Genomic DNA, 26,483 nt, shown 5'->3' on the forward strand with positions numbered 1-26,483 from the left:
ACTTTGAGGTGGATGAGTGCGAGAATCGTACTCGCAGATTTTCGATATGTTATCTCCCTCTTCTACCGATACTCGGATCGCAGAAATCGCCAAAATTGCGGAAACAAAAGGCGGCCTTGCGTCTCTCCAGCAACACCTCAAGGAGGTGATTGAGGGTGACGTCTTCAAGGGGAGCCACCGCAGCGGCCAGTTTCTCCAGTACATTGTGGACCAGGCAGTTGCCGGCCACTTCGACTCGCTTAAGGAGCGAGTGATTGGGATGGAGTTGTTTGGACGCTCCGCGTCATACGATACCGGCGATGATGCGATTGTTCGCGTTACTGCCAGTGATGTGCGCAAGCGACTTCTGCAGCACTACGGGCGATACGGAGCAACATCGATGTTTCGCATCAGCCTGCCCGCAGGGTCTTACATACCGGAAATCTTGTGCGATTCCCTCGGCGAGGTCAGCTTGCCTGAGGTAGTGGTGAACCCCCAGGATCCGGGGCCGCCGCTTCAGGAGTCCGCGCTGGCTGTTGTGGACAAGCCTGTTGTCAACCCCTCTGCTTTTCCCCAACTTGAGACGGCACAGCCGAAACTCGCCGCGTGGCGTTTGCCATTGCTCTTCGGGATTTTTCTCGTGGCACTGAATCTCGCGCTGTGGGGCATTTTCTGGAGTCGTTCTCTACATCCCGAAGCTGCACGCATTTCTTCTCTTCCGTGGTCGGCGCTTTTCGGATCTTCTCATTCCGTAGAGCTGATCACGAGTGATCCAAACATCGCCGAGATCCAGGGAATTACTGGCAGCCCAGTCTCTGTCTCCGACTATGCCAACCGCAATTACATCCCCGTACCGAACAAGCTCACGCCCGCGCAAGAGTACTTCTGCAAGACTATTCTGCGGGGGGATAACTCGGCCGGGGTCGACGCACCGATTGTCGCAAAAGTTGCGGCACTCGCTCAAACCAATTCAAAAAGCATAGCTGTCCGCGCTGCTCGAAGCATTCAATTGATAGATTTGAAGTCCGACAGCAACTTCATTTTTCTTGGAAGTCCCCGTTCCGACCCATGGGTCTCCCTCTTCAACGACCAGTTGGATTTTCGGTTTGAACTTGCCAAGAACGCTCGATCGGAATTTATCCGTAACGTCCGTCCTCGCCCAAGCGAGCAGCCGCAATATATACCAACTGCTCCCGGCTGGGGCACGGGCGACTCATACGCCATCATCGCGCTGGTGAAGAATCCCGACCAAAGCGGACAGGTTCTCCTCCTTGCAGGAGCGAATGCAGAGGGCACCGAGGCGGCGGGAAAGCTTGTCACCGACTTTCCTCGCCTATCTACAGAACTCAGTAAATGCGGAATCTCATCTACTGGTCCGGTCCGGCATTTCGAGATGTTGCTACATCTGAACACCATGGCCGGCACTCCGAATAACGTCGATTTGGTGGCGTGCCATATCTTACCGGACGGTTCCGCTCGCTGACTGTTCCCTCTTTGGGCGACGGTTAACGTCCGCTGGCCGCGCTTAATGAAACCTGTCGCGCGATTTCCTCTCTCATGGCATGAACTGCTTGAATGGATGAATGAGGCCTGCTCATTTGAGTGTTGTCTCGGTATCTGCTTTGTATTTCTCCAAATAGGCCTTTGCCAAATCAGGCTGTTTCAACTTCGTATAGATTCTTGACAGTAGAAAATGAATCTGCGCATCCGTGGTGCCGAGATCTGGCAGAGTCAGGGCTAGTTCTGCTTCGCGTGCAGCATTTTTGAAATCTTCCTCTTGTTCAAATTCGATTGCCATCGCAAAATGCGCCTGTCGGGACTGAGGATCAATCTGAATGGACTGTCGAACTTTTTCAATGCCGTCCCCGGGTCGGCCCAGCATAAGCAGGAACCTTCCGTATGCGAGGAGAATCAATGCTCTTTGAGGCGATTTCTCAGGAGAGAGATTTTCAGCCTGCTGGTAGAGGTCCAACGCCTGGGGTACATCTCTCACGGATTCGTGTGCCATTGCAAGATAGAACACCGGCATGGGGTTGTCAGGAGAGAGCGCCCGGGCTTTCTCAAGCGGTGAAATCGCCAGGCTGAAGTCGTTTTGATTGTAGTAAAACACCCCTAGAAAGAACTGCGCTTCTTCGGATGTTGGATCGGCCGTGATAGCCGTGATCAGACAGCTCTTGGCAACATCCGCATGATGCGCAAAAATGGCCAGCCGGGCTTTGAGGACCAGGGCTGGAACCATGTACGGGCTCTCATGCAGAGTCATATTAACTTCGTTCACAGCCTCGGAAAATTTCCGTTGGGCAAAATCCTGTTTTGCGTTCTCGTAATGTTGTGCCGGGCTGACTGCGAGTTGGAGGGCGAGAAGCCAGATCATAGAAACTTACTCCTGGCCGCTAGAGAGCAGCACTTGCAAGTGCATATGAGTTCCAAGCGGGCCATGCGCTTGATCGCCCTGGGCGATTGAACCTGAATGCAGTCGGCCGATCCAGTTCTTGACTGCCGGCCCAATGTTTACCTTCCGCCAAGAATACGCCCCTGCAAGCGAACAGGCCGGATGAATTCATCTGGCCTGTTCGCTTGGTACTTCAACCGAGTTGGCGCTTAGAACTGAATCCTCGCAACAAACTCGCCACTTCTTGGAGCAAAGTTGCCACCTGCGCCGGAGATGCTGTTCCCCAGATAGCCAAAGCCGTTGGCAATGCTTCCGTCGGTGTTATATTGAGCTGCTTGTGCGAAATTTCCCGTATTGTTCAGGCCGGGATATGCCCAGCGGTTAAAGACATTGAAGAAATCCGCGCGGAGCGAGAATCTTAGCCCCTCCTTGAAGTTAATGGCCTTTCCAAACCCCAATTGTTCGGCGGGATATCTCGGGCCACGGTAATCGCCGAAGTACGGCTTGGAAGTGGAGTAGGTCCCTGGGACCGGGTTTGCCCACGCGGCCGGATTGAGAAAGAACGTGGTGTAGGGATCAATGTTGTGGCTGTTGAGACCATGCAGGAAGAGCTTCTGGCCTGGAACGCGATTCGCAAAAACGCTATTTCCATTATTGCTCGACGTAAACGTCACGGAGCTTAGAGCAAATGACGTCTGCGCATTGGGTACTTGAATCGGGAAACCGCTCTGGTAGTGGAAGATGCCGTCGGTTGTCCAGCCCGAAAACAAGGCCGCCTTCCAGCCGCTTTTCGCAAAGCCAAATCTCGGCACCTCATAATTGAAGTAGAAATTGAGCATCTGCGGCTGGTCGATAGCCAAATAGGTTTTCTGGCTCTTGGGTGGACGGGTGGGATCCTGTATCGGTACTGCCGTGGTGTAAGTCCCGGTGCTCGAGACTGTTCCCAGATCCTTCGACCAGGAGTAACCGAGGCCACCCGACAGTCCTTTGCTGATCCGCTTGGTAACCTTCACCTGAAGCGCGTCGTACCAGGTATTCCCGTCGCGCTCGTATTGGTCGCCGATATTGCCAAATTGCGGGAATGGCCGTAACGCCTGAGCCAGGGTCTGACCGGACGGAAAGCCGGAGTAAGGCGCCTTGAATCCTCTGGCAGCGACAGCGGGAGATGAGATCGGCGACGTCAGAAGTTGTTGGTCAGCCGGCTTGGTAACGTCCAAACCGTATTTCGCAATGGTCGCTACAGGGAGTTGGTTGATCACGAACAGCCCGTCGGATTCAAGCCAAACCCCACGGTTGTCGACGAAATATGCCTCAAGCGACAGATCCTTGACGATCTCACGCTCAAACCCAACGGTTGTTTGCACAAAGCGAGCCGGACGGCCGTTGTTTGGAACAGTAAAATTCGGGGGCGATTGGATTGAACCCGGTCCCGGATAGGCACCAGGGTCGAAGTCAGTAGCCGTTATTGCGCCCGGGGAATATGGTATGCCATTTGCAAACTGACCGGCGGCAAGGCCATACGAGGGGCTGTTAAGGAACGCCTGGTTGAAGCCAAATCCCTGGTTGCTATAGTTGATTTCATTCATGAAGAGTTGCTGGCCGGAGTAGAGTCCGGATCCCACATGGAGCACAGTCTTCGCATTCAGCGCATAATTGATGCCGAGGCGAGGCTGAATCATCCAAGGATAGAACTTCTCATAAATGCAATTGCAACGCCCCGTCCCATATCCTTCATATTCCGTTCCACCTAACAGGCCGCCGGCAGACGGATTCACGACGGTGGGGCTGAATTGGGTTTCCCGATCACGCTGTTCGTGCTGCATCTGCTCCAAATCCCAACGCAGTCCATAGTTCACCACTAGTTTGTTCGTGATCTTCCAGGTGTCCGTTGCGTAAAATCCGGACTCGTTGCGGTGAAACCATTGAATGTTATCGTTTCCGATACTCGCGTTGTTCAACAGGCCAAGAGCGAAGCTCGCGAAACCATCGCCAAGGCTGGCGCCATTGGGAAAGTTACCCTGGGTGGATGGCAGAGACGTCTGAGAGCTAGTGAAGCCATAGTTCCCAGCAGATAGGTCGTTGTGAGTGCCAAACGTCTGATGACGAAGATCGCCGCCAAATTTGTACGTATGAGCACCGTGGATCCAGGTCCCGGATCCAGTGTAATACTCGTTATGGTCGATAAATGGAGCGTTGTTGTTGCCCAATTGGGGGACGGACTGACGGTTGGTGGTGAGTCCGTAGATGATGGGGAAGGTGTTGGCAGCGCCGCCGGGCATATTTGCCGCCGTGTTCAATCCAAGAGTCGACGCCTTGAAATTTTGCACCGCTGAATTCTGCGCGGCATTGTGGCTTGTATAGTCGAATCCGCCATGAAGCACGAGTTTGGGCGTAGCCGTATAGTCCAAATTGAGATATACCTGCGGAGCTGGGGTTGTGTTCCACCGCGTCTGAGCCGCTGTGCCGTTAATGCCGTCAGCCGCATTGTCCTTATTGGATTGCTCGGCGATGTAATAACCCGACATGTGCCATTTTTCGGCGATTGAGTGATCGATCTTGATGCTCGTCAGGTACTGATATTTGTTGTTCGGCTGCAAATTTGGGTAGTTATTGTTCAGCGCGTTGGCCGTGGCCCCCGTTGGAGTAGGAATGAAGGGGAGAACCGCCTGCGCCACCGGATCCCAGGTGCTGGGCGCGCCGATGAAATTGTTCGGGAATGGATTGCGAACCGACGTACCGTCCGGGCATTGCGAAGTCGAATTTGGGTTGTAGACCGCGCCATTAATCAGTTGCCGGCCCAGGCAATCCACCATCGGCTGTCCATTGGAATCAAGAATGGGCCCCTCCAGAAGGGAGCTCAGATCGCCATTGCGATAAGCCATCGTAGGAACAGTAATGAGCCCCTGGTTGAGAATTTGCGTGTTGTGGTATTCCTCGTAAGCGAAGAAAAAGAAAGTCCTGTTGTGGCCGTTGTATATGTGAGGAATCACTACCGGTCCCCCAAAAGAGCCGCCAAAATCCAGCTGCCGCTGCACGGGATTGTACTTCTCATAGGGATCTGCAGGGTTGTCGTTTGTGTAGTTGAAGGGCTGTCCGGCATCCAGATCCTCATTCTCAAGGTAGGCGAAGGCCGTCCCATGTAGCCTGTTGCCGCCGGATTTCGAGGTGTAGTCGAAGATTCCACCGGCTGACTGGCCAAATTCCGCCGAATAGTTGTTCACCAGAAGAGTTTGCGACTCAAGCGATTCGACGGAGGGCTGGTTTTCATCGGAGATGGCGCCCTTGACCGCCGAGGTATCATCTAAGCCGTCCATAAGGACGCGGTACGTCGTTGCCGGCGAGCCGCTGATGTGGATGTCATTCCAGCCACCCACGATAGTTCCTGGCGCCAGTGCTGCAAAACTCATCGGGTCGCGTATCGATCCGATGCCGGCGACGTTGAACGGAAGCTCGTTCATGTCTTTCGTGGAGACTTCTATATTGTTCTGTGGGCTGTCGGTTTGGAGCAGAGGAGCATCCTCCGTCACCGTAATCGTTGTCGCGCTCTGCCCAATACCTAGTTGCAGGTCAACATGAGCTGTCTCTCCAACTGAAACCGTGATTCCGCTGCGGACCAGCGTGGTAAAGCCGGGCGCAACCACCGTGACTGCGTAGGTGCCCGCCGGCAATTCCGGGACGGTGTATTGTCCCACGCCAGTTGTGACGGTGGTGTTCTGCGTGCCCATAGCGGTATTGGTGACGGTTACCTTGGCCCCCGTGATTCCGGCGCCAGACGGATCAGTGACGATTCCTGACACGCTGCCACGATCACTTTGCGCGGCTGCAAATGTCCCTGCAAACAAGATCCAGGCGTAAAGAACAGTGATTGTGCCAACCATCAATCGGGAGTAGCCCCAGGTTGTTATTGTCCTTGCGCGGTAAAACAATGAACTGTTTGACGTCATCTCTTCCCCTTGAATGTCTGAATAAATCGCTTTTCGTGACCTTCTGGACTGTGCTTATTAGTCGGAGGACACATTATGCCGTGGTAGAGAGACTCGCAACGTTAGAGGGGAGTTCTAACGGTTCCCGTACGCGACTGAAAATAATAACGTTGGTGTTTGAGGAGAACCGTAACAGTAGCTACTGTAACGGCCCAAAATCAAAACCCTGCGATCCAATAAGAATGACTGAATTGATGGCACAAGCAATAAATCTTGGCCACTCTAGCCGCCAAAACAGAAGTGACTCCCATCCGACGGTCAATATGAGGATGGCTCGCCGAGCAAATCCTTAGCGCTGATCTCGATCACCTTTAGGCCACTCATAGATGCATCCCTCGCCGCACCTCCGCACCCGGAACTACCTCGTTTTGGCCAACCGCAGCCTTGATGGCGTCGCTGGACCTACACTGGACGAGCCTCGCACGGCATCAGGAAGTTCTCGCTCGGAGAGCGAGAATCCTGTCGTTGCAGTGGCACAGGTGAATTCCGAGAGGGCTCCCAACGCGACTGTAGAGCGTGCGGAGACGACCGAAGCGAAGCCGGTTCGTGGAGTGGTTTTGGAGTTTGCGACAAGGATGCGACAAAGTCGCGGAAGGGAGGTGGCGCTAAATGATTGAAATAATTGGTGGACCTGATCGGGATCGAACCGATGACCTCTTCCATGCCATGATGTGGGTCGGAAGCTAAGTTATTGACGATACAGTGGTTATGAGTCGGATAAGCCGGTAAAACCGGCATACTTGGCAGCATTTGCTGCCAAAATGCTGCCAAATTCATCATCGGGTAATCGGGCTGATCCGTGGGCGGACAGCCCGATTGATTGTGTGAACCGTCTTTCCGAGGTAGTTGGCTTAGGACTGTAGATCGCCCATTCCAGCTAAATGGCTTTGGGCGGTTAGGTTTGCTGTATGGCGCTTGCGTGCGTTCATGGCGCACAATGATTGGATTTTGTGAACTTGACATTGGGTTTATGCATATGTGAATATGTGCGTCATGGACGCACAAAGATCATCTCGACTAAACCGCCTACTTCTGAGTCTCCCGGAGGGCTTCTTGGCGGATAGCGCCTGGCTCCAAGACCAGGGGATCTCCCGTTCATCGATACGAGACTATGTGGACCGGGGTTGGCTCGAAAGGATAGCTCCCCGCGTCTACAGGCGGCCCAGCCAACTCACAAAAGTCAAAGCCACGCTACGGTGGGATGTTGTGGTGCTCTCCCTCCAGCATGTCATGCACAAGTCACTTCACGTCGGCGGACGAACCGCAATCGCACTGTACGGGTATGCTCATTACGTTGAGGCCGGCGACACTTCGCGAGTTTACTTGTACGGGTCGGGCCTCCCATCGTGGCTTGCCAAGCTCCCGATATCCGCTCAGTTTGAAACCCGTTCTTTTGGACTGTTTGCAAACTCCAGTAGCGGCGTTGAAGCGAAGCATTACGATCTGCGTTCCGGCGAAGCATCAGGATCGCAAAAGGATGCGGAATCCACGAGCCCCTGGGAATGGTCGCTGACCATGTCAGCTCCCGAACGAGCAATCCTGGAGATGATCGATGAACTCCCGCATCACGAGAGCTTTCATCAAGTCGATGTCGTCATGGAAGGCTTAGCCAATCTCCGTCCTCAACTACTAGGGAAACTGCTGCGGGAATGCAAGAGTGTGAAGGTAAAGCGGCTCTTCCTCTGGTATGCGGACAGGCATGGACACCCCTGGTTCAAACATCTGGATCAGACTTCCATCGATCTTGGGAAAGGAAAACGTCAACTGGTTCCCCAAGGTCACTTCGACTCGCGCTATCAGATCACGCTTCCAATGGAATTATTCAACGCTGGAGGCAGCAACGATGGCCAGTGAAATTTTCGAGATGCAGGTTGCCCTTCTCGTTCGTGTACTGCCATATGTAGCGATCGAGAATTGCTTCGCTCTCAAGGGCGGGACAGCGATCAATCTTTTCATTCGAGATCTGCCCCGCCTCTCGGTGGACATCGATCTGGTTTACCTGCCGATTGAGGACCGAGAGACATCGCTTATCGGGATACGGTCTGCCCTGAGTCGCATCACCCAGAAGATTCGTAAAGCGATCCCTGACAGCGTCGTCATTGACAGCGCCAACGCGGACGGAACTCTCGTCCTTGTTCGTCAAAGAAACGCCCAAATCAAGATCGAAGTGACTCCCGTTCTTCGAGGTACAGTCCATCCTGTTGATGTGAAGACTGTGCGGCCAATCGTAGAGGAACGATTTGGCTTCGCGGAAATCCAACTCGTTTCGTTCGCCGATCTCTACGCGGGGAAATTGGTAGCGGCTATAGATCGTCAGCATCCTCGGGACCTATTCGATGTCCAACACCTGCTGGCGAATGAAGGAATCGACAAGGTTCTCTACCAAACATTTCTCGCCTATATCCTGAGCCACAATCGTCCAGCACACGAACTGCTACAACCCCGCTTGAAGGACATACGGCAAGCCTTCGACAGAGAGTTTGTCGGGATGACGGTTGACGAAACCTCCTTGGACACGCTCCTCTCAACCAGAGAACAATTGATCGCGGAGATTCGCTCCCGATTGGATGAGAATTCAAAACTTTTTCTCACGTCTTTTCATATGCTCAGACCGGACTGGGAACTCACAGGCTCATCGACCATTCGCGAACTCCCAGCGATTCGATGGAAGCTGATGAATCTGGAACGCCTGCAGATTGAGAACCCAGAGAAATATCGGACAATGCTTCAAAAACTTGACGCGGCATTGTCCTGAACATTCCTTATAGCTACCCCCTCGCCGCCATCAACCCCGCCGAGACTGAACTACCTTAGTGGAATTCCTTGAGACTCTTTTTGAGGCCATGAGCTTCTGATCGCCAGGGCTCTGTTTAAAGTGCTGCATCAGAAAATCTACAAATGTCTGAATCTTCGGCACTAGATGCTGATCGGGAAAAGTCAAAAGATGCACCGGCTTGGGTGTTGGAGAGAAGTCAGGCAGTAGCCGAATCAGTCGCCCAACCTTAATATCCTCCGCGATCAGCACTTCAGGCTGCATGATGATGCCAAGACCGCTCAAGGCAGCCGTGCGAAGTGCTTCTCCGTTATTGACGGTCAGGGCGAGTGAAACGGGCACGCTCACCGGACCCTGGGGACCTTCCAGAAGCCATTTCCGACTGGCTAGCGGATGAGCAAATCCAAGGCAAGTGTGCCGAGACAGATCCGCAGGTTTCTTAGGAGTACCATTTCGCTCGATGTAGGAGGGCGCAGCGCACACCACAGAGCGATACGGGAACAGAGGTCGTGCTATTAGAGTTGAATCAATCAAATCCCCAATTGCGACCATTACCTCAAAGCCCTCTTCGACCATATCGACGGGGCGATCACTAACGACCAGATCGATGGCTACTTCCGGATATTTATCTAAATACTCCGCGCATGCCGGAGCAAGGGCATGCACACCGAAGGAAACCGGCGTCATCACCCGGAGGCGACCTCTCGGAACTGCCTGAAGAGTCGATGTGCGAGACTCCGCATCTGCTATGTCACCGAGAATTTGCTTGCAACGTTCGTAGTACAGCTTGCCAGCATCAGTCAGGCTTTGCCGCCGTGTCGTTCGGTTCAGAAGGCGAACGCCAAGATGGTATTCCAACGCCTTCACATGCAGGCCAACCATAGTTGCAGTGAGACGTAGATCCTCCGCAACAGTGGAGAAGTTTCCACGCTCTACAGTGCGAACAAAGACATCCATACTTTGCAAGCGATCCATACCACCAGATTACCAAGCAATACTTTGAAATCACTAGCCAAAATGGATGTTTATCTTTCAATCGCTTATGAGTGAGGATGGATATGAATTGGAGGTCACCTAAATGATTTCAACCCCCGAATTGCGGGATCGCGGCCTTGCACTCTTCGAAACGCTGTACGGAACAGGCGCGGGAGATGCTCTCGTGAAGGATATGGAAGGGCTGTGCCCTGACTTCACCGACATAACGATCGAATGGGCGATTGGGGGAATTCTCAGCCGCCCAGGGCTTGACCACATCACCCGCGAATTAGTCGTGATTGCGTCATGCGTAACGCTCGGACATGCAGTTCCGCAACTTCGAGCTCATACCCAAGCGGCTCTAACCGCCGGAGCGACCAAAGAACAGGTCGTCGAAACCATCCTGCAGCTACTGTTTTATGCGGGCGGCGCTGCGGTCCGAAATGCCTTGGTAAATGTAAAGGATCTGCTTCCTGTGACGACACCGGACCCGCGTGCCGATAGTCAAGGCGTCGTCTGTCAAGGAGACGCTGCATGACGACGGGCTCGGCAAAACTCTTCGCTCCTGCAGCGTCTGGACTTTGAGCAACAACGCAGACGAGATGGACAGCCACAGAGCGCTACTCGAAACAATTGCGGTGCGAAGCATGACTTTTCGCTCTGCTCGGTTTCTGTTGTTGGTCGAAGTTCGGTATATGAGGATCGCGAGAAATGCATGACGACTGTGTTGTCTACATTAAGAAAGTTACGAGAGTAAAGGAAATCCTGGACGGCAAATGGAAGCTCCAGATTTTATGCGCCATGCGGAGCGGACCGGTTCGATTGAGCCAACTAACACGTCTTGCTCCTGCCGCCTCAAAGAAGGGTCTTCGCGCGAATCTGAGGTCGCTCGAATCGTCGCACATTGTTGTCAGGCGTGACCTGAGTGATAGCGTTCTTCATGTTGAATATGACTTTGAGGACAGCGTGCGAGAGTCTGTCTGTTCTCTCCTCGATCATTTGGCGGCATGGGGAGACGTAGGAGATGTCACGAGCGTTTAAAGTGAGTCGAGAAACCGCCGCGACATTATGCGGGCGAGTCGGAATGAGCATTAGGCAAGGAGGCAGAATTGCAATTTCTAGTAGTCACAAGGCGCCGCTCTGAAGCGTTTCCATTGGCAGCTTGGACGCCTCAACTCCTCGAAGAAGAGGCAGAGCATGTTCGTGCGCTGTACTTGGAAGGCAGCGTTCGTGCAATATGGCGGAGAAATGATGAACCTGGGGCAATCCTGATCTTTGAAGCGAACACGCAGCATCAGGTTGAGCAGATCATGGCAAATCTTCCGCTAGCCAAGCGAGGCATGCTAGAGGTTGCCATGACCACTGAGCTTACTCCGTATTCTGGCTTTGGTCCCCGCTGAATGAGCAGTTTGCCGCGGAACGCCCGGCTGAGAGCGATCAGGACTGACGTGCGTGACCCACCCGAGATTTGAATTGTCGACGGTAGTTCAAAGGGGTGAGACCAGTATGTCTTCGGAAAACATTTGAGAAATGGGCATGGTCTGCAAAACCAGCTTCGAAGGCGATTTGCGCCAGCGCGGAATCAGTCTCTCTGAGCTGCTTTTTTGCGAGATCCACTCGACATTCCCTTACATACTCTCCGGGCGTGCGGTGAAACCAACGCTTGAACTCCCTTGACAGGTGAGCGGGGTGGACTTCCACGGAGCACGCGATACCCTCCATGGTTATAGTCTCCGTCGCAGTGTCATGCAGCAAATCCTTAGCCTGCTTAAGCCAGTGTGGCGGCATGCTTGCCCGATTTTGTTCCCTGCGGTGAGCAAACCCGATCGCACTCATAAACAGTCCTTCAAGGACAACTGCTGACATCGAGTCGGGGTTCTTCAATTCGCACAACATCTGAGTCCGGAGCTGCTGAGTATCTCCGGCTGCGAAGCTAATCGAAGCGGACGGCGTCAGACCTGACTCGCGGAGGCGATCTAGAAATGCCGCACTGAATTCAGCGGCTAGGAACGTCGTGGCACAAGGAAACGAATCTCGTTGCAATCCTTCAGGTGGAATGAATAAGCCCGAGTTTTGGCTTAGTTCAACAATTCGGCTTCCTAGCTGCTTAGTGCAATGACCAGTTTCCACGAACACCACAGAAGACTGTTCGTTGCCATGCCATGACAAGCGCATACCATCGTCGTAAATGATCCTGCGAACAGTAAGGCGGTCAGAGGACCAACTCTGAAGCTGAGTGCCATAATGCTGGCCAGCAGGCAAGATGTTCGGCAACCGGAACTCCTCTCCTCAATATGAGACAAGAACGCAAAACACGTTCAATACAGAATCCTTGTTGTAGATCATGCTGGAAAGAGTTATGAAGCTAACCAAAGGCGAGCTATGACTTCTTCAAGAAAAACTGCTTTCGAAACTCCGGACGTCGGGCATTCCCCGTCAACAGGTAAAAGAGAAAGAGTCAAAGGGTTCTTGCACTTCTTCCTTTTCGCAATTGTAATGGCTGCGATCTTGATCGGATTGAAGGTGACGCTCACCAAAATACCCGCAACGGCAGTCCTCCTGCAGCAGGCACAAGCTGGAACACTGACTATCTCGCTGATGCTCGCCATAGATGGCTTGGGTTTCGCGGCTGTGATCCTGTTCAGCATCCTCGCTTCGAGATTGCAGAATGTTCCCTTTAGTTCTTTTGGGCTTCCAGCCAATTCCTTATTTGCAAGGAGACTCTTTCAAGGGTTTGCGTGGGGAATTCTGATCGCTTCGTTGGATGTTGGCGCTACGTATCTGCTTGGGGGCCTGCACTTCGGTGGCCTCATGCAGCGTCCAGCAGATTCCTTCAAGTACGGGTCTCTCTGGGTAGTAACGTTCATCGTGATTGCCCTTTTTGAGGAGACCTTGTATCGCGGATACGCGCTGCGATCGCTGAGTGCAGTGGTTGGCTTCTGGCCGGCGGCGATCCTGCTCTCCGCTCTATTCGGAGGGCTTCACCTCATGAATCCGGGAGAGACTCTCGTAGGGGCGCTGGACGTAATGTGCTACGGACTTCTCGCGTGTTTCACGTTGAGGAGGACTGGAAACCTTTGGTTTGCAGTAGGGCTACATGCCGCTTGGGACTTTGCCCTCACGGTGCTTTACTCAGTACCAGGGAGCGGCATGCAAGCGAAAGGTCATCTACTACGCTCTAACCTCTCTGGTGCGCATTGGCTAACAGGAGGTTCAGATGGACCAGAGGGAAGCGTCATTGGTCTTGCGGTCCTAGCTGCATCTGTCTGCGCGTTCTGGATTGTCTTTCCAACGCGACCATCAGATTATGGAGAGTATCCCGCGTAGGCTGAGTCGCCACTTGATTACTGCGCCTGCCAAATCCTCCTTATGACCCAACCTTAACGGCTCATCTCAACTCCTACCAGCAATGCAACAGCCGGACGGTTGACGCCTATGATCCGACGATGAGATCAATGACTGCCGTCAGACCACAGCATTGACAGACCACCTTCCAGTGCCCACGCGTGACGCCAGACCTGACAGGATCCGGCTGGCGATCTCCGCGTAAATTTGCGCTCGTCGGTGAGGGGTTAGCTGGAAGGAATCAATGCAACTTCGCGATCCAGGCCAGCGGGATAGTATCTTTCGATTCAGATCTTGGCTCCGATCACAACCGAACAGCAGCGACCAAAAGGGTAGCCGACCTGCAAAAGGGTGTTTAATTGCTCGGAGACCAAGATCGAAACTAGCTGAAGTTCGCGAGTGTCTCCGCCATGAACGTGTGGTCATCCTCCTTGCGCCGCTTCTCCAGGAGGGGCGCAGCGTCACTGCCGGCAGGATATCGTAATTGGTCCGAGCCGTCCGTCGCGGCCTTGTAGATGATCTCCGCCACAACGAGTGGATCAGCTCCATTCGCCATCATGGGCTCCACGGCGGTCATAAGCCCTTTGACGATCTTCTGGTACTCGGCGAGCGACTCGTCGTTGCTGAAAGCAAAAGATCGAGTAGCGAAGTCGGTTTTGATCGCGCCCGGCTCTACGATTTTAACCTTCACACCGATCGCCTGCATCTCGTAGGACAGAGATTCGCTGATGCCCTCAACCGCAAACTTGGTGCCATGGTAGAGCGTGCCCAGCGGGAAGGTGACCTTACCGCCGATCGATGAGATATTGACGATCACGCCGGAGTGCTGGGCGCGAAAGTGTGGCAACACCGCCTTTGTGGTCTCCAGCAGACCAATGACATTGGTATCGAATTGGCGACGCACGGTCTCCATGCTGGTCGCCTCCAACGGTCCGTAGGCGCCAAAGCCCGCATTGTTGACGAGCACGTCGATCGACTGGAACCGCTTCAATCCAGTCTTCACGGCCTGTTGGATCGAGTCCGAGTTGGTGACGTCTAACGACGTCACTAGAACTTGATCGAGCGCCCGCAATTCCTTCCCATGCTCGGGGTCGCGCATGGTGGCGATCACATTCCAACCCTGCTGCTGAAAGTACAGCGCTGTCGCCTTGCCGATTCCACTAGACGCGCCGGTGATGAGAACTGTCTTGGACTTCGCCATGTTCATTCCCCTGTCTGCTTGTACATAGATGCAATCACGCTGTAAAAGGAGCGAAAGGTGAGCCGGCTCAATCAATTGGTCAACAGTGCCGCACGGAGTGCGTTCCCGAGAGAGCGAATCGCTGTTTCTTGCCGGGCTGAGGTGTGTTCGTCAGCATGACATGCCCCTGGGATGCTTTTAAATGTATGGGGAATGGGAAGCCGGTCGAGCGCTTCATGCAAGTAAACCGCACCATCGTGCAGGTTGAACTCGTCTTTCTCTCCGCAATCGATAAATATTTGTGGGGCTACCTTGCTAAGAGACACCAGATTGTTCCGCAATATTCCATATACGCTATTGCTCGCGTATGTAGCAATATCCGTGCCCATTGCAAGATTCAAATCGTTGAGCACCGAAGAGAGATTTCGCATCGGAACCCTCTCAGATGTTTCGGCCGGGAAGATGGCCGGACTGAGTGCCGCCACTGCGACGCAATTGGATGGGTTGCGTAGTGCCACCTTCAAGGCACCGTACCCACCCATGGAAGCGCCGATCGCAGCCCATTGCGGAAGGAGGGCATAGCGGTTAGCCAAGTGTCGCGGGAGGTCGAGACTAACGAGAGACTCCCAACTAGGTCCACCAACGTGATCGATGTAGAACCCGCCCAGGGTAGGCGTCGATGCACAGGCGACAATCGCGGGAGGCAATTCGCCTTTCTTCCAAGCGAGGTCATAAGCGGGAATTGCTGCTTCGAGGGACTTCGCAGAAGACAGGGCGCCGTGAAAATGCAGGATGAGTGGAAGGGCCTGACCGGCTCGTATTGCGTTCGGAACAAGGATCTTGTATTCAACCTCGGTACCAGTCGAGCTTGCCAGGAAGCTTTCTGTGACTAGATGGCTGGTCTGTTCGGTCATTTCTCGTTTCGTTTTCTTCGGCCTCGGGACAACGTGGTCTCCTCAACAAACTGACAAGGATATCGAGTTTGACGGTTAAGCCAACCAGCGTCCTGGATCATTGTTAGGCTTTCGGGGTGTTGATCGCTGCCTTCTCGGCGCGATTCAAAATGGCGACATAACGTTTGGCTACAGTCTTTGCAACTTGATCCGCAACGTCTGTGTCCTCGGTTTCGCCCCGCATCGTGGCGGTTATCTGCTTGCTGATATTTAGCTTTCCTGATGCGTCCGTAATAGTGACATCGAACTTCATTTGTGTAGTCCCAACAAACTCCCCGATAGACCCAAGGGCTGCGCGTTTCACGGAATCGCCTTGCTTGAACGTCACAATAGAGATGTGAACGGTGTACTCGGGACAGGTCCCGCGGCCATCGTTCTCGCCGTCCCTATACACATGTTCAACATCTCTTGCGTGTTGAAGCCGGTCGATTAGATGCTCATACACAAGAGCTCGGTAGGCAGCAGGCACCTCCGCGTTGCTCCAGTCCGGAGCAGAGACGAGCACGCTCTTGGGTTCGATCGGTGCATTTTGGCAGTTCGTGTCTGAGACTTGCCGATTTAGGGTGGGAGCTAGCGCGAAGTTCTGAAGAGCATGTTCGGCCTCGTTCGCAGGCAGGAAGAAGACCGCAGAGCGCTTGCCTTCCTTGCTATCGTTGAACTCAACCGTAAGGAGGTCCACGCGGTGATGCATGACGGCAGCCGCTGCGCTGCCGCCACCATCGGGGATGCTCATGCGCAGCAGTTTTCCGGGGATACCCCAGATTTCTACTCTCTGGTTTCCTACGCTCACGGCCGTTACAGAACTGCGTAAGACCGACGCGCTTCCCGACTTTGCGGTAAAGGTAAGAGCATTTGCACTGAGCGTCAGTGTTCCTTTTTTGTTGTGCTTGATTTCAGGGAATCCATAGACGTGTTCTGCCTGCGTGGACTGCCAGATCGCTGCTGTGGTGAGATTTGCATGTTCTTGAGTGAAAGGCTGGCTGGTTGCAGCCGAGACAAATGTTGGCGCGTAAAAAGATGCGTGAAGGATGAAGGCCAGCGAAACACCAGTTATGGCTTTCATAAATCTCCTTTGAAGGTGTAGCTTCTTTCTCGGATCTTTGACTCTGCCCTTGGAGTGATCGTCACTGTCTTCTCCTGCTTTCTATCAGGGTGAAAGACACGACCGGTGCCTTTAGACAGGGTGGTGGAAATGCTTGACAACGAGCGCAATCGGCAGACCTACGCAGAACATGTGAATGACGAACTGGGTGATGAAAGATACCTTTGAGAATGGACGACGAAGGGCACTCATAGGTAGAACGATAAAGGTCATGACGAGATGTATAAGAATGCCGTAGAGGAGGCCGGCTATGATTGCGTGATTGGCTAGCATCGCTGAGTAGGTAGCGGCGACGTAGTAAACGGCGCTAGCTGCCAGAGCAATAAAGAAATGGAAAGCGAGGCCTAATGCGGCACCATTTTTGCCGGGCTCGAACGCTTTGGGACCCATCTGCGCGCTTGCGATGGTCTGCAGCATACGTTTCGGTGGGACGCCCATCGACGCAATGAGGATCGTTGCAGCGATGAGATCCAGAACTCCGGAAGTCGTTGCTGCCAAAAGGACGACCTCTACACCTGATTGAATTGACAACGACATGAAAGACTCCTGGCCAAACCAAGTACTTGATTTGCTAATTGCTATGGAATTCGTCGCGCCTCAAGATGGTCCGGTGGTTTCTATTCCGCGGCACGCTTAAATTTCAGTGGAAGAAGTTTGAGTCGTCCTAAAATGAGGACCATCTACAACTGTGTATTATATACGCAGTTGTAGCCTGCAGAAAAAAGGCTCGGAGGGAGGCCGCTGCAATTTCACCGAGGATGTGTCCTTTACGTCGTATGGTCATTTGGAGATCTCGTTGGTGGGATGTGTCACGAAAGGCCTTCTCTCTGGAACTTCTATCGGCGATTTGGCAGAGAGACTGAAAGATCGCTTCCAAATGGGACTGCGTCTCGTCCTTGAGCAATAGGACCCGCAGCGGCCTAAACTTTCCCCAGAACGCAGACGTAGTTGATCGCGAATAAGAAGAGCAATGAATGATCTACAAATGTCCCCTTGGTTGGCCAGAACGGGGTCATGGGAATCTTTGTCGACGAGACGTTCGAAGCATGGGAGCGTCTACAACAATATTCGAGTGATATTTGAAACCTGGAGGATGGACGTGCGCAAACTTTATGGTTGGATGGCGGTACTGCTTTGCATGACGACTACTGTGCTGGCGCAGAACAAACCGATGGCGGTGGTGCCGGAAGACTTTCAATTTGCGGGCGCATGGGATTGCGTCGGTGCAATGGGCGGCGGGAAGACGGTACATAAGTCCACATTCGGTGGAGCGATGACGGTGGGTGGGAAATGGCTGGAGTTGACGGAGGAGGATGTGCAGCCGGCTACGGGGTACATCGCGAAGTACCTGATTGGCTATGACGCGGCGCAGGGAAGGCTGGTGGAATTTGACGCGAATAACTTTGGAGCGGCGTCATACGCGAGCGAGGACGGCTGGCAGAATCATGTGCTGACGATGATGTCGCCGGTGAGCCAGGATGCGAAGGCGGCGTACGCGGTGAACCGGTTCGTCTACACCACGAAGGGACCAGATACGTTCAGTGTCGATTGGCAGGTGAGCAAGACGGCAGCGTTGAGCTGGGTGCAGGGCGATCACCTGGAATGCAAGCGGAGAACGGAGGCTTAAGGGACGACGTTGCTAGTCGGCACTGAGCACTGTATCGAAGAGGCGGACGGAGGCGGTGGTGAAGATGACCAAGTAAGCGCGAGGCCTTTGATCCATGGGGTGGATCGAACTCGCCGAGGAGGACGCTTCGGCGCAAGCGCCATTGTTGACCAATCGCCAATGCGCGAATCGAATGTGCCTCGGATGGAAGGTGTTAGTCAGACGAATGTCTGGGGTCCGTTGTGAGATGGACGGTCACCGCGATGAGCAGCATGACTGGGATGACCAAAATGCTTCCTTCTGGACCGACGGAACCTCCACTAAGCAATTCGTTACCACTCATGTGCGATCTGACCAGATATCCATGTATTCGATTGCCACTGTCTGCGACTCCGTATAGATAGGATTGCGCCCAGTCCCAGGATGCGTGCAAACCGAAGGCGGCGGCCAAAGATTGAGTCCGCCAAACAATAAAGCTGAACATCAGGCCCGTAAAGAACAGCGCAAAGATGCCAAACCAGTTCTCACCACTCCCACTCAAATGGACAGCTGCGAAGAGTATGGATAGGCATACCGCAGCGGGCCAGACATTCATGCCACGGCTCAGAGTCACGAACAGATAGCCACGAAAAGTGCACTCCTCGCTAAAGGCAACCGCAGAAAATAAGAGGCCCCAAAGAATCGCATAAAGAAGTGCCGAGCTACCGTGAGTATGGATTCCATCGAAATGCCAGCAGCCAAGGCTCCACAAGCTCAAGATCATGAGCGATACAGCGGCCAAGCCCATTAGCCAGCCGCGCACACACCAGGCAAGGAAACGCGGTCCTGATAGTCCGTAGGCGAAGATGTCGCGACGTTCCACTTTCGACATTACCCACGTCGCACCGAGTGTAGCGATGAGTTGCAGAGCTTCACCGACTGCAGCAACATGAAAAGGAATCTCGCGCCCCTTATCAACGTGCAGGAGATGACGCGAAGGGAGTCCCACTGCTGCATAGAGTGCTAACCAGCACACGATGAACAAAAGAGCGCGCCAGCCAGTTCTTATCTGGTTCGCACCAACAAAAATCCACTTTATCGATTTGATCTTGGACATAACGGTTTCCTTGACGGCTTCGAGTTCCGATGGGGATAGCCGAGCGGGTATTCCCGCGTCAATGAAGCGGTGCCTGATGAGATGGAAACAAAACGACTAGTTTTCGTGTCGAGGGTGCGACTGGCTAACACATGGGTTGATGAATGGTCACGTAGCTTCGCCGCTGCCAAGCGCTATCTTCCCGATGGGGCATTCGTGTAGGGAATGTTTTCGACGAGATACCTTGAGATGGCTTCATTGCTGGTTTCCAATCGAAGACACAGGAACGGAACCTTCCGATCTGAAGGTTCCGTTTCGCCACTGATGCATATGGCCCAGTAACGAGCGACTGCCAAGAATCGTCAACGATAGCAACAGAAAGCCAGTGACGCCAGCGACCGGTGTATACCAGGCTCCAAGTTTCTCCGTGGCATAGGGCGGGGGCGACGAGGTGAATCCTAAAAGAAAATGATTCGCGCCGAGCCACAAACCAACGTGTGCAGGAAAGGCCAGTTTGACAAGGGCAGTGATGATCAGACCGGTGCTGGCCAGATAGCCGAAGACAGCAAAGAGGAGCGCGAAAACTCCCCAGAGACCTCTTCTCGCAAAGATCCATAACGCGTGTAACAATCGCACCGGCGAAATACTGGCCCGTGCGTGGTCAAGAATTGCACTTTCGCGATACTGATTAGCAATCTCCTCCGGCTTTCCCAGCGCTCCAAGGACTGCGGGTAGAGAGAAGTCGCTGGATTCCGCTCGATCTCGTATGTGTGCGCCTATCTCCTGGAGAATGTCGTCCTGCTCATCGGTAGGCAGACCCCTGAGGGCATTGCGAAGACTCTCCAGGTAAAGTTGGACATCTCTATCTTCTAACGGGCTCATCGCTTCTCCTCCTTTTGGCCTTTATGGTCCAGGACTGGCTGGATGAGCCGTCTTAGATTCGCTGAAAAATCCACCCAGACTGCTGCCATGTGGCGAATGCGTTCACGGCCTGAAGCCGTCAAAGAATAGTATTTTCGAGGGTGCCCAGCTTCAGCTTCGACCCATTCTGACGTGAGCAGTCCTTCTTTTTTCAAGCGGCTCAGAATCGGATAAATTGTTCCTTCGGCGAGTACAAGTTCGGACTTGGTTTCTAGAAATCTTAAAATCTCGAGTCCATAAAGCGGTCCAGACCAAAGCGCGGCTAAGGCCGCCATTTCCAGGGTGCCCTTCTTCAACTGAGCTTGCCATGGATCGGTTAGATTTTCGACCGACTTTTGGTTATTGAATGTCATCGCTCTCTCGATACATTGTATTGCTATGTATATTGCATTGAATGATACGTGTCAATGGCTAAAATCTCGCGATGGTCTTTTGAAGCGGGATACGAGCGTCGGGTATCGAAAGCAAATCTCAGGATTTTGTCAGATGTGGCGAGTTGTTTATTCTGACAGGACTTGCCCGGTGTTATTTGACACGCGCTCGGATTCCATCGAGGATACAGTCGACCGCAAAATCGAAGGCGCGTGCGGGCTTTTTGGAGAATGCGCCCGAATCGAGGGCTTTCAGCAGAGCCGGATAGCGGTCCGCTTCCGACTTGAGCACATGAGCCAAATCGTGGGTCCACTCCTGAGTGGATTCACCCTGTTTTTTGGTCTCCTGGAATGTGGCGTGGCCGCGTACTTGGCCGATGAGGGCAAGAAAAGCAGAATGCCTGTCTGCAGCCGCCAGGCCGGACTCAGCCAGCATTGCCAGCGCGGCCTCCATCCACAACAACTCATTCGGACCCATGATGCTGCGACGCGCCGACGTAGCCTCCAGAAACCAGGGATGGTTCTGATAAATTGCCAGGCAACGACGGGCCCATTCCTTCAATCGCGTACTCCATGGCGACGTGGGCTTGCCAAAGTTCGGAACGGAATCGCCCGCGGAATCAATCATCAGGTCCAGAAGGTCCGCCTTTCCCGGGAAGTAGCGGTACAAAGCCATGGTCGTGACCCCCACCGTTCGCGCGACCCGCTGCATTGTGATTGCCTCCAGGCCCTCCGCATCCGCAAGTTCGATGGCGGCACGCGCAATCTCAGTCGTGCTGAGCGCGGGTTTGGGACCACGGCTTGGAGGTGGTCTCTTGCCCCAGGCCTGATTTACCTTATTGGCGTTTTTCGTCGGCATAGTCTTTGTTTCTGATTCTCTCATCCAACGTTCGCGCTCTGACCCTTACTCTTGCAGCAATTCCATAACTGTGTATAGTGTACACAGTTAGGAGAACATAAATGCTCTGGATGATTTGCGCGGTCATCGCGGTTGCCGTCGTGGGCATCCCCACCGCTCTACTGATTCAAAGGAAAGTACGGCAGGGGAAAGCCGCTGCGCGGTTGAGGATTGAGAGTGCTTGCGGCATTTCTGAAGAGCGCTTCGTAAAAATTGGCGGAGTTGAGCAGTGGATCGGAATCAGGGGAGAGGATGAGGCCAACCCCGTACTTCTCATCGTCCACGGTGGGCCAGGCAGTAGCTGCTCCATGTTCACTCCGCACATACGTTCCTGGGAGAACCACTTCACCGTTGTTCAGTGGGACCAGCGAGGGAGTGGACGGACGTTCCGCCGATTGGGGCGGCGCGGCAGCGGAGAAATCAGCATGGAGCAGCTCACCCGCGATGGGATCGAAGTCGCAGAGTATCTGCGCTCGCGCTTGCGCAAGGACCAGATCTTCCTGCTTGCGAATTCGTTTGGATCCACGTTTGGAATTCAGATCGTACGCCGACGTCCGGATTTGTTCTTCGCCTACATTGGCGCCGACCAGAACGTCGGTATGGCGCGAGGGCGGGATGAAAACCGCACTGAAGTGATGGAACGGCTCAAAACCGTAGGCCTCGATAAGGGGGTGAAGGCGCTCGAACGAATCGGTACCGATCCGACGCACTGGACTCCCGACGACTTCACCGCAGTTGCACGCTGGACGATGAAGTCCGATCCGCAGGGATATCGCCGCACGATAAAGCTTCTGAAAGATGCGATTTGGTTCGCACCTGGGTGGAGACTGAAGGACATTCGCGCATTTGTTTCTGGAATGAGCTTCTCCCTCGAACAGCTCTTGCCTGAGGCATCCCAATATGATGCCTGGCAACAAGGCACGCGGTTCGAGATTCCTTTCTTCATTTACCAGGGAGAAAACGACGTCCTGCTGACGCCGAGATTAGCGCGTACCTACTTCAATGACGTCGTCGCGCCCATCAAGCGGATGGTGCTAATTTCCGATGCCGGCCATTTCGCAGCGTTCCTGCAGCCAACGCAATTCCTGGACGATTTGCTAACTCACGTTCGTCCGTTGGCATCGTTTCCGGCTTAGCTGTACTTTTGTTCCCGGCTATCTCATAACCCACAGGGGGCTGGTTCCACTGACAGAGGGATCGACGGAATACCGCATAAATCAACCATCAACTTCGGAGAGTAATCATGAAACGGACTTCGCTGTTGCATCTATCGCTTTTCAGTTTGGCTATGACCTATCCCGCGATGGCTTTGGGTCATTCGCAGAGCAGCGCTTCCACGGCGCCGGTGTCTGCAAGCACTCAGGCATCTGCCAGTACGGAGTCCACTGCGGAAGACTACCTTGGGTTGAAATTGAGCGTTGGGCAGAAGTTTGGAAACATCTTTTCCAAGACAGTCTCTTATCAGGGTGGCGGAATCGATGAGGACGCGGGCCATGTGGGAGGGAGCGAACTCTATCAGGTGGTCGATGCCTCTCCCGAGCATCCAATATTCCTGGGCAGTTACCGATATGACGGTCGGGGCGGCAATAGCGTCAAATCCGAAATCCGTAATACCGGCCAGACCGTGTGCTCCGTGAAGTCAGGAAAATGCACACAGTATCTGGACGACAGTGGAAGTATCTTCGACGCGTTTTTATGGGGCAAGCCGACGGGGAAGATCGCGCCGGGAATGACTTGGAAGGTAGAGATGGCCGTTCCCTGGGAGCTTGGCCCGCCGGGAATCGAGACTGTCACGGTGATTCGCGTCGATCCGATCAACCATGAAGTCATGCTGAAACGCGAGGGCAGCGGAGAAGGTTTCTTTGCAGGTGACAACAAGCAGATCACAGTGAAGAAGGGCGGCAAGGAGTATTCCGTGGGCGTCACTCCGGGGACGACGCACTGGGTCGGATATACCGTGTTTCGCGAGGGTCTGACCGTGAGCGACGAGTTGCTGGAGACTCGAACTCTGACCGTCAGTTCCAAGGATTTTGGGACGTCGACTATCAATGAGCGGCAGTTCACCCTGCTCAATCAGACACCGCCTGATCTTCTCTAGCGGAGGTGCATTCCATTCCTCGACGCTGCGGAGCAACTATAATTTTCAGGAATTTGATCTGCAACTCCGGTCAGCCCATGCTTCCGAGGCTTCAAGTGAAATGGCTGGCTGATGAATTGCCTTCGCGTTATGTGTCTCATAGCGCGCGTCCCTTCATCGGAATTGCCACAGCGTCTCCGCCGTCCAAGCTCTCAACCCGCGTTGCTTTTCGCTCTGCAATATGGAGGAACTCACCCCAGAGCGCCACTGCTGCACAGATAAAGAACAACGCATACGCAAATTGTGCACGCGATACGCCAGTATCGAATGGAAACCAGATGCCAGGTACACCGATTGCGCTAAGCTCCGGCGCGAACTGCCCCACACTGGCCAGCACAACAAGTACACACAGTAATGCTCTAGACCTGCATTTCGACCGGATCAGCAAGTACAACAGACAACAGGTGGACACGAGATAAAACAATCTCACGCTTGTGACGGCGATGTGCAACGTAGTGGAACTACGAAGCAACGGCATACTCCCGACAAGAGACGATCCAACGTACAGGATGGTCACGACAGTGAAAGCTCTCGCCCAGTAAACGTTCCTGATGTTTAAAAGACGGGACCAACCGACTGTCCAGGCAGACAGCGACAGGGGATAAAGAAGTCCGAGGCTGACGATTTCGAACATCGGAACGCTTTCGAACTGGGTCCAGGCAAACACTGCTTGATTGAGCCTATAGGCGCCAGTTAGCAGAAAGGCTGCGCAGAGCCAGTTGTACCGAGTGGTATGTTCGATCCGCCCGAGAAGCCAGACCGAAAAACAAAAGAATGCGAAGCCGCAGGCCTCAATCACCTCGACTATATAGCCGCGAAGGGTCTCGATCCATTGCGAAGTGTAGACCCCCTTGATGCCACTGGCGGTACCTAGCGTCGGAGCAATACGCATACCGCCGCCCTGAGCATCTCCAAGATCCCACGGTGCCATCCACACCCGTACCGCGAGCACGATGTCTTGCGCCTGTTCGCCGCCAGTCCTCCCCTGTGTAATGGGAAATAAATGCGGCTGAATGCTCACAACCTTCGGTGGAGTGCTGTGAAAGTCACCATCTTGGCCCAGCAGAGAACCATTCCAGAACACCTGATAGGAGCTATCCGCCGCAGGCGGGCCTGCCAACACGAGGCTATCGCTCGTCGAACTAGCTACGCGGAGATGAAGGCGGTACCAACCATAACCGCTCTGCCCGGCATGACCACGCGCGCCCCAGCCCGGAACATACCCGCTCAAACCAACATCATCGTCATGAGCGCCGGGAGGAGGGGTTAGTTCCACCGTTTCCCATTCTGAGTCGTCGAACCGAGGATCAGCCCATGCAGGATTGTCACCAAGGCGAAACTTCCATGGGCCAATCAATGGGACTGCCGCTTTGCCCAACGTGGTGGCCTCCCCCACTATGCCGGTCATCGCGTGAGCAGAGCCGCAGAGCAGGACCATTCCCAGGATGAAACCTCGGGTTGCAAATGAGAGAGAGTACATTGTCCACCTAGATTACTGCTCAGAGACGGCTCGGTCGAAACGATTTGTGTAACTGAACTACTGGAGCCAGTGCTCGCCAGATCACTGCGCTACGCCTCTCTTCAGAACCCTTTCTGTGCCTGGGGCCGGGAGAACTCTCCATAAGCGCTAAGATAAGCGTTTCCGAATAGCTCGTGCTAATGGGAGAGGTCACATTGTGATGGAGAAGATCCATCAGTTCCATGCACCTGTCGTGCAGTCCACTTGCTAGACTTGGCTCATGAGCGAAGTTCAAGATCACTACAGAAATTTCCTGGCAAGGCACTACACATGGATGTTTGGCACGCCATTTGCGGCGAAGGTGGCCGAGCAAAAGACGATCCTTGAGGATGCACTCCAGCCGACGGCGGCCAGTCGTGATCTCGGATTAGCGATAGATTTGGGCAGTGGATCAGGATTCCAAACGTTTGCGCTTTCTGAGATAGGATATTCTCCGGTGCTTGCCGTAGATTCGAGCGAAGCTCTTCTCAAGGAGCTTCAGGCTCATCAGGGCAGTCGGCCCGTGCAAACAATTTGCGGCGATCTCTCGAAATTGAACGGGTTTGTCTCTCCAGCGACAGCCCAAGTAATCGTGTGCATGGGGGACACAATCACCCACCTCAGTAACGAAGGTGCCGTTGAAGAGCTTCTTCGTTCGGTCGCCGACACGCTCATCCCAGGCGGCACATTTGTTATCAGCTACCGCGATCTGAGTGTAGAGGTTACCGGCCTCGACCGCTTTATTCCCGTTTACGCTGACGAAGGCAAGGTCATGACCTGCTTTCTGGAGTTTGATCGGCCAGATACAGTGCTGGTTCATGACCTGCTTTACAACCGTGAGGGCCAGCAATGGCGACTCGAAAAGAGCAACTACCGCAAGCTGCGCTTGCCTGTCGATTGGCTTGAGGATGCTATGGTGCGAGTGGGCTTTAAGGTCCATCGGGGACAAGCTGGGAGACTTCTTCGTCTCGTCGGGCATAAACCGCAAGCTAGGTAAGAGAACTCCTAGCAACAGTCGCCGCTTCACCGCAAGGAGCCTATCTTAGAGCTTATAGGGTCCGCCATAAGCTCTAAGACAAGGATTCGAGTTGTGGCCTTCGATTTCGGCTTGGTTCGCTCAGTGCTTCGGCGATTTCGTTCCAGCGTTGAATGACAGATGCGAGGGGCAACCGAGGGGTGATAGCCGCGAGCACTTGGTGGAGTGCGAACTCGAACTCACGCCACGGACTGGGCGTGGGACGGTTGCGGCAAGAGGTAAACCCAGGGGGAAATGGTCTTTCCATGCAACAGCAGTG

The 26,483-nt window shown here is 53.9% G+C and carries 24 protein-coding genes; 11 read left to right on the top strand and 13 right to left on the bottom strand.

Features of this window, described 5'->3' with window-relative positions:
- Positions 1 to 46: 46 nt before the first annotated feature.
- Complete coding sequence (locus VO84_RS11540; RefSeq protein ID WP_058187752.1) at positions 47 to 1,462, top strand: hypothetical protein; 1,416 nt, start codon at positions 47 to 49, stop codon at positions 1,460 to 1,462.
- 111 nt (positions 1,463 to 1,573) lie between these two features.
- On the opposite strand, the gene VO84_RS11545 is transcribed toward VO84_RS11540, so the two are convergent.
- Complete coding sequence (locus tag VO84_RS11545; protein ID WP_058187753.1) at positions 1,574 to 2,353, bottom strand: tetratricopeptide repeat protein; 780 nt, start codon at positions 2,351 to 2,353, stop codon at positions 1,574 to 1,576.
- Between the two features lie 227 nt (positions 2,354 to 2,580).
- A complete protein-coding gene (locus VO84_RS11550) occupies positions 2,581 to 6,315 on the bottom strand; it encodes a TonB-dependent receptor (protein WP_082661909.1) in 3,735 nt (1,244 codons plus the stop codon).
- Between the two features lie 1,032 nt (positions 6,316 to 7,347).
- On the opposite strand from VO84_RS11550, the gene VO84_RS11555 reads away from it, so the two are divergent.
- Together VO84_RS11555 and VO84_RS11560 are read left to right on the top strand one after the other, a co-directional pair.
- Positions 7,348 to 8,208, top strand: coding sequence for a type IV toxin-antitoxin system AbiEi family antitoxin (locus VO84_RS11555; RefSeq protein ID WP_082661910.1), 861 nt, complete (start codon positions 7,348 to 7,350; stop codon positions 8,206 to 8,208).
- The gene (locus VO84_RS11560; protein ID WP_058187756.1) at positions 8,198 to 9,109 is read left to right on the top strand and encodes a nucleotidyl transferase AbiEii/AbiGii toxin family protein; all 912 of its coding nucleotides are present in this window, start codon (positions 8,198 to 8,200) and stop codon (positions 9,107 to 9,109) included. Before VO84_RS11555 ends, VO84_RS11560 begins: the two co-directional genes overlap by 11 nt.
- A 30-nt stretch (positions 9,110 to 9,139) precedes the next feature.
- Here the strand turns inward: VO84_RS11560 and VO84_RS11565 are convergent, their stop codons facing one another.
- Positions 9,140 to 10,102, bottom strand: coding sequence for a LysR family transcriptional regulator (locus tag VO84_RS11565; protein WP_082661911.1), 963 nt, complete (start codon positions 10,100 to 10,102; stop codon positions 9,140 to 9,142).
- Positions 10,103 to 10,205: 103 nt separating this feature from the next.
- Here VO84_RS11565 and VO84_RS11570 point away from each other — a divergent pair, with 103 nt between their 5' ends.
- From VO84_RS11570 to VO84_RS23330, 3 genes are all read left to right on the top strand, one after another.
- Positions 10,206 to 10,640: a carboxymuconolactone decarboxylase family protein gene (locus VO84_RS11570; RefSeq protein WP_082661912.1), complete on the top strand. Its 435-nt coding sequence runs from the start codon at positions 10,206 to 10,208 to the stop codon at positions 10,638 to 10,640.
- Positions 10,641 to 10,813: 173 nt separating this feature from the next.
- The gene (locus VO84_RS23325) at positions 10,814 to 11,143 is read left to right on the top strand and encodes a winged helix-turn-helix transcriptional regulator (protein WP_058187757.1); all 330 of its coding nucleotides are present in this window, start codon (positions 10,814 to 10,816) and stop codon (positions 11,141 to 11,143) included.
- Between the two features lie 113 nt (positions 11,144 to 11,256).
- Positions 11,257 to 11,502, top strand: coding sequence for a muconolactone Delta-isomerase family protein (locus VO84_RS23330; protein ID WP_058187758.1), 246 nt, complete (start codon positions 11,257 to 11,259; stop codon positions 11,500 to 11,502).
- 37 nt (positions 11,503 to 11,539) lie between these two features.
- Here the strand turns inward: VO84_RS23330 and VO84_RS11585 are convergent, their stop codons facing one another.
- Positions 11,540 to 12,376 carry an AraC family transcriptional regulator gene (locus VO84_RS11585; RefSeq protein ID WP_058187759.1) on the bottom strand — a complete coding sequence of 279 codons (837 nt, stop codon included), beginning with the start codon at positions 12,374 to 12,376 and terminating at the stop codon, positions 11,540 to 11,542.
- A gap of 108 nt (positions 12,377 to 12,484) precedes the next feature.
- Here VO84_RS11585 and VO84_RS11590 point away from each other — a divergent pair, with 108 nt between their 5' ends.
- Complete coding sequence (locus VO84_RS11590) at positions 12,485 to 13,429, top strand: CPBP family intramembrane glutamic endopeptidase (protein ID WP_058187760.1); 945 nt, start codon at positions 12,485 to 12,487, stop codon at positions 13,427 to 13,429.
- A 400-nt stretch (positions 13,430 to 13,829) separates the two neighbouring features.
- On the opposite strand, the gene VO84_RS11595 is transcribed toward VO84_RS11590, so the two are convergent.
- The 4 genes from VO84_RS11595 to VO84_RS11610 form a co-directional block, all read right to left on the bottom strand.
- The gene (locus tag VO84_RS11595; protein WP_197413995.1) at positions 13,830 to 14,648 is read right to left on the bottom strand and encodes an SDR family oxidoreductase; all 819 of its coding nucleotides are present in this window, start codon (positions 14,646 to 14,648) and stop codon (positions 13,830 to 13,832) included.
- A gap of 71 nt (positions 14,649 to 14,719) precedes the next feature.
- Positions 14,720 to 15,541 carry an alpha/beta hydrolase gene (locus VO84_RS11600; protein ID WP_058187762.1) on the bottom strand — a complete coding sequence of 274 codons (822 nt, stop codon included), beginning with the start codon at positions 15,539 to 15,541 and terminating at the stop codon, positions 14,720 to 14,722.
- A 103-nt stretch (positions 15,542 to 15,644) separates the two neighbouring features.
- Positions 15,645 to 16,643, bottom strand: a complete 999-nt coding sequence (locus tag VO84_RS11605; protein WP_058187763.1) for a hypothetical protein — start codon at positions 16,641 to 16,643, stop codon at positions 15,645 to 15,647.
- A gap of 111 nt (positions 16,644 to 16,754) precedes the next feature.
- Entirely contained in the window at positions 16,755 to 17,219 is a 465-nt protein-coding gene (locus tag VO84_RS11610; protein ID WP_058187764.1) for a hypothetical protein, read from the bottom strand.
- A gap of 583 nt (positions 17,220 to 17,802) precedes the next feature.
- On the opposite strand from VO84_RS11610, the gene VO84_RS11615 reads away from it, so the two are divergent.
- Positions 17,803 to 18,309 (top strand): hypothetical protein, encoded by a 507-nt coding sequence (locus VO84_RS11615; RefSeq protein WP_197413996.1) that lies wholly within the window; start codon positions 17,803 to 17,805, stop codon positions 18,307 to 18,309.
- A gap of 193 nt (positions 18,310 to 18,502) precedes the next feature.
- On the opposite strand, the gene VO84_RS11620 is transcribed toward VO84_RS11615, so the two are convergent.
- The 4 genes from VO84_RS11620 to VO84_RS11635 all read right to left on the bottom strand — a co-directional run bounded on the left by VO84_RS11620 (position 18,503) and on the right by VO84_RS11635 (position 21,514).
- Positions 18,503 to 19,384 (bottom strand): CPBP family intramembrane glutamic endopeptidase, encoded by an 882-nt coding sequence (locus VO84_RS11620; RefSeq protein WP_058187766.1) that lies wholly within the window; start codon positions 19,382 to 19,384, stop codon positions 18,503 to 18,505.
- A gap of 234 nt (positions 19,385 to 19,618) precedes the next feature.
- Complete coding sequence (locus VO84_RS11625; protein WP_058187767.1) at positions 19,619 to 20,245, bottom strand: DUF1700 domain-containing protein; 627 nt, start codon at positions 20,243 to 20,245, stop codon at positions 19,619 to 19,621.
- Positions 20,242 to 20,637, bottom strand: coding sequence for a PadR family transcriptional regulator (locus tag VO84_RS11630; RefSeq protein ID WP_082661914.1), 396 nt, complete (start codon positions 20,635 to 20,637; stop codon positions 20,242 to 20,244). The genes VO84_RS11625 and VO84_RS11630 overlap by 4 nt, the downstream gene beginning before the upstream one ends.
- 172 nt (positions 20,638 to 20,809) lie before the next feature.
- Positions 20,810 to 21,514 (bottom strand): TetR/AcrR family transcriptional regulator, encoded by a 705-nt coding sequence (locus VO84_RS11635; RefSeq protein ID WP_058187768.1) that lies wholly within the window; start codon positions 21,512 to 21,514, stop codon positions 20,810 to 20,812.
- 101 nt (positions 21,515 to 21,615) lie between these two features.
- On the opposite strand from VO84_RS11635, the gene VO84_RS11640 reads away from it, so the two are divergent.
- Both VO84_RS11640 and VO84_RS11645 read left to right on the top strand, forming a co-directional pair.
- Positions 21,616 to 22,689, top strand: a complete 1,074-nt coding sequence (locus VO84_RS11640; RefSeq protein ID WP_082661916.1) for an alpha/beta fold hydrolase — start codon at positions 21,616 to 21,618, stop codon at positions 22,687 to 22,689.
- Positions 22,690 to 22,796: 107 nt separating this feature from the next.
- Positions 22,797 to 23,651 carry a hypothetical protein gene (locus tag VO84_RS11645; RefSeq protein ID WP_058187770.1) on the top strand — a complete coding sequence of 285 codons (855 nt, stop codon included), beginning with the start codon at positions 22,797 to 22,799 and terminating at the stop codon, positions 23,649 to 23,651.
- A gap of 136 nt (positions 23,652 to 23,787) precedes the next feature.
- Here the strand turns inward: VO84_RS11645 and VO84_RS11650 are convergent, their stop codons facing one another.
- Positions 23,788 to 25,170, bottom strand: coding sequence for a hypothetical protein (locus VO84_RS11650; RefSeq protein ID WP_058187771.1), 1,383 nt, complete (start codon positions 25,168 to 25,170; stop codon positions 23,788 to 23,790).
- Between the two features lie 259 nt (positions 25,171 to 25,429).
- Between VO84_RS11650 and VO84_RS11655 the strand changes: the two genes are divergently transcribed.
- The gene (locus VO84_RS11655; protein WP_058187772.1) at positions 25,430 to 26,185 is read left to right on the top strand and encodes a class I SAM-dependent methyltransferase; all 756 of its coding nucleotides are present in this window, start codon (positions 25,430 to 25,432) and stop codon (positions 26,183 to 26,185) included.
- Positions 26,186 to 26,483 lie beyond the last annotated feature (298 nt).

The sequence above is a fragment of the Occallatibacter gabretensis genome, from assembly GCF_001449115.1.
GTDB classification, from domain to species: domain Bacteria; phylum Acidobacteriota; class Terriglobia; order Terriglobales; family Acidobacteriaceae; genus Telmatobacter; species Telmatobacter gabretensis.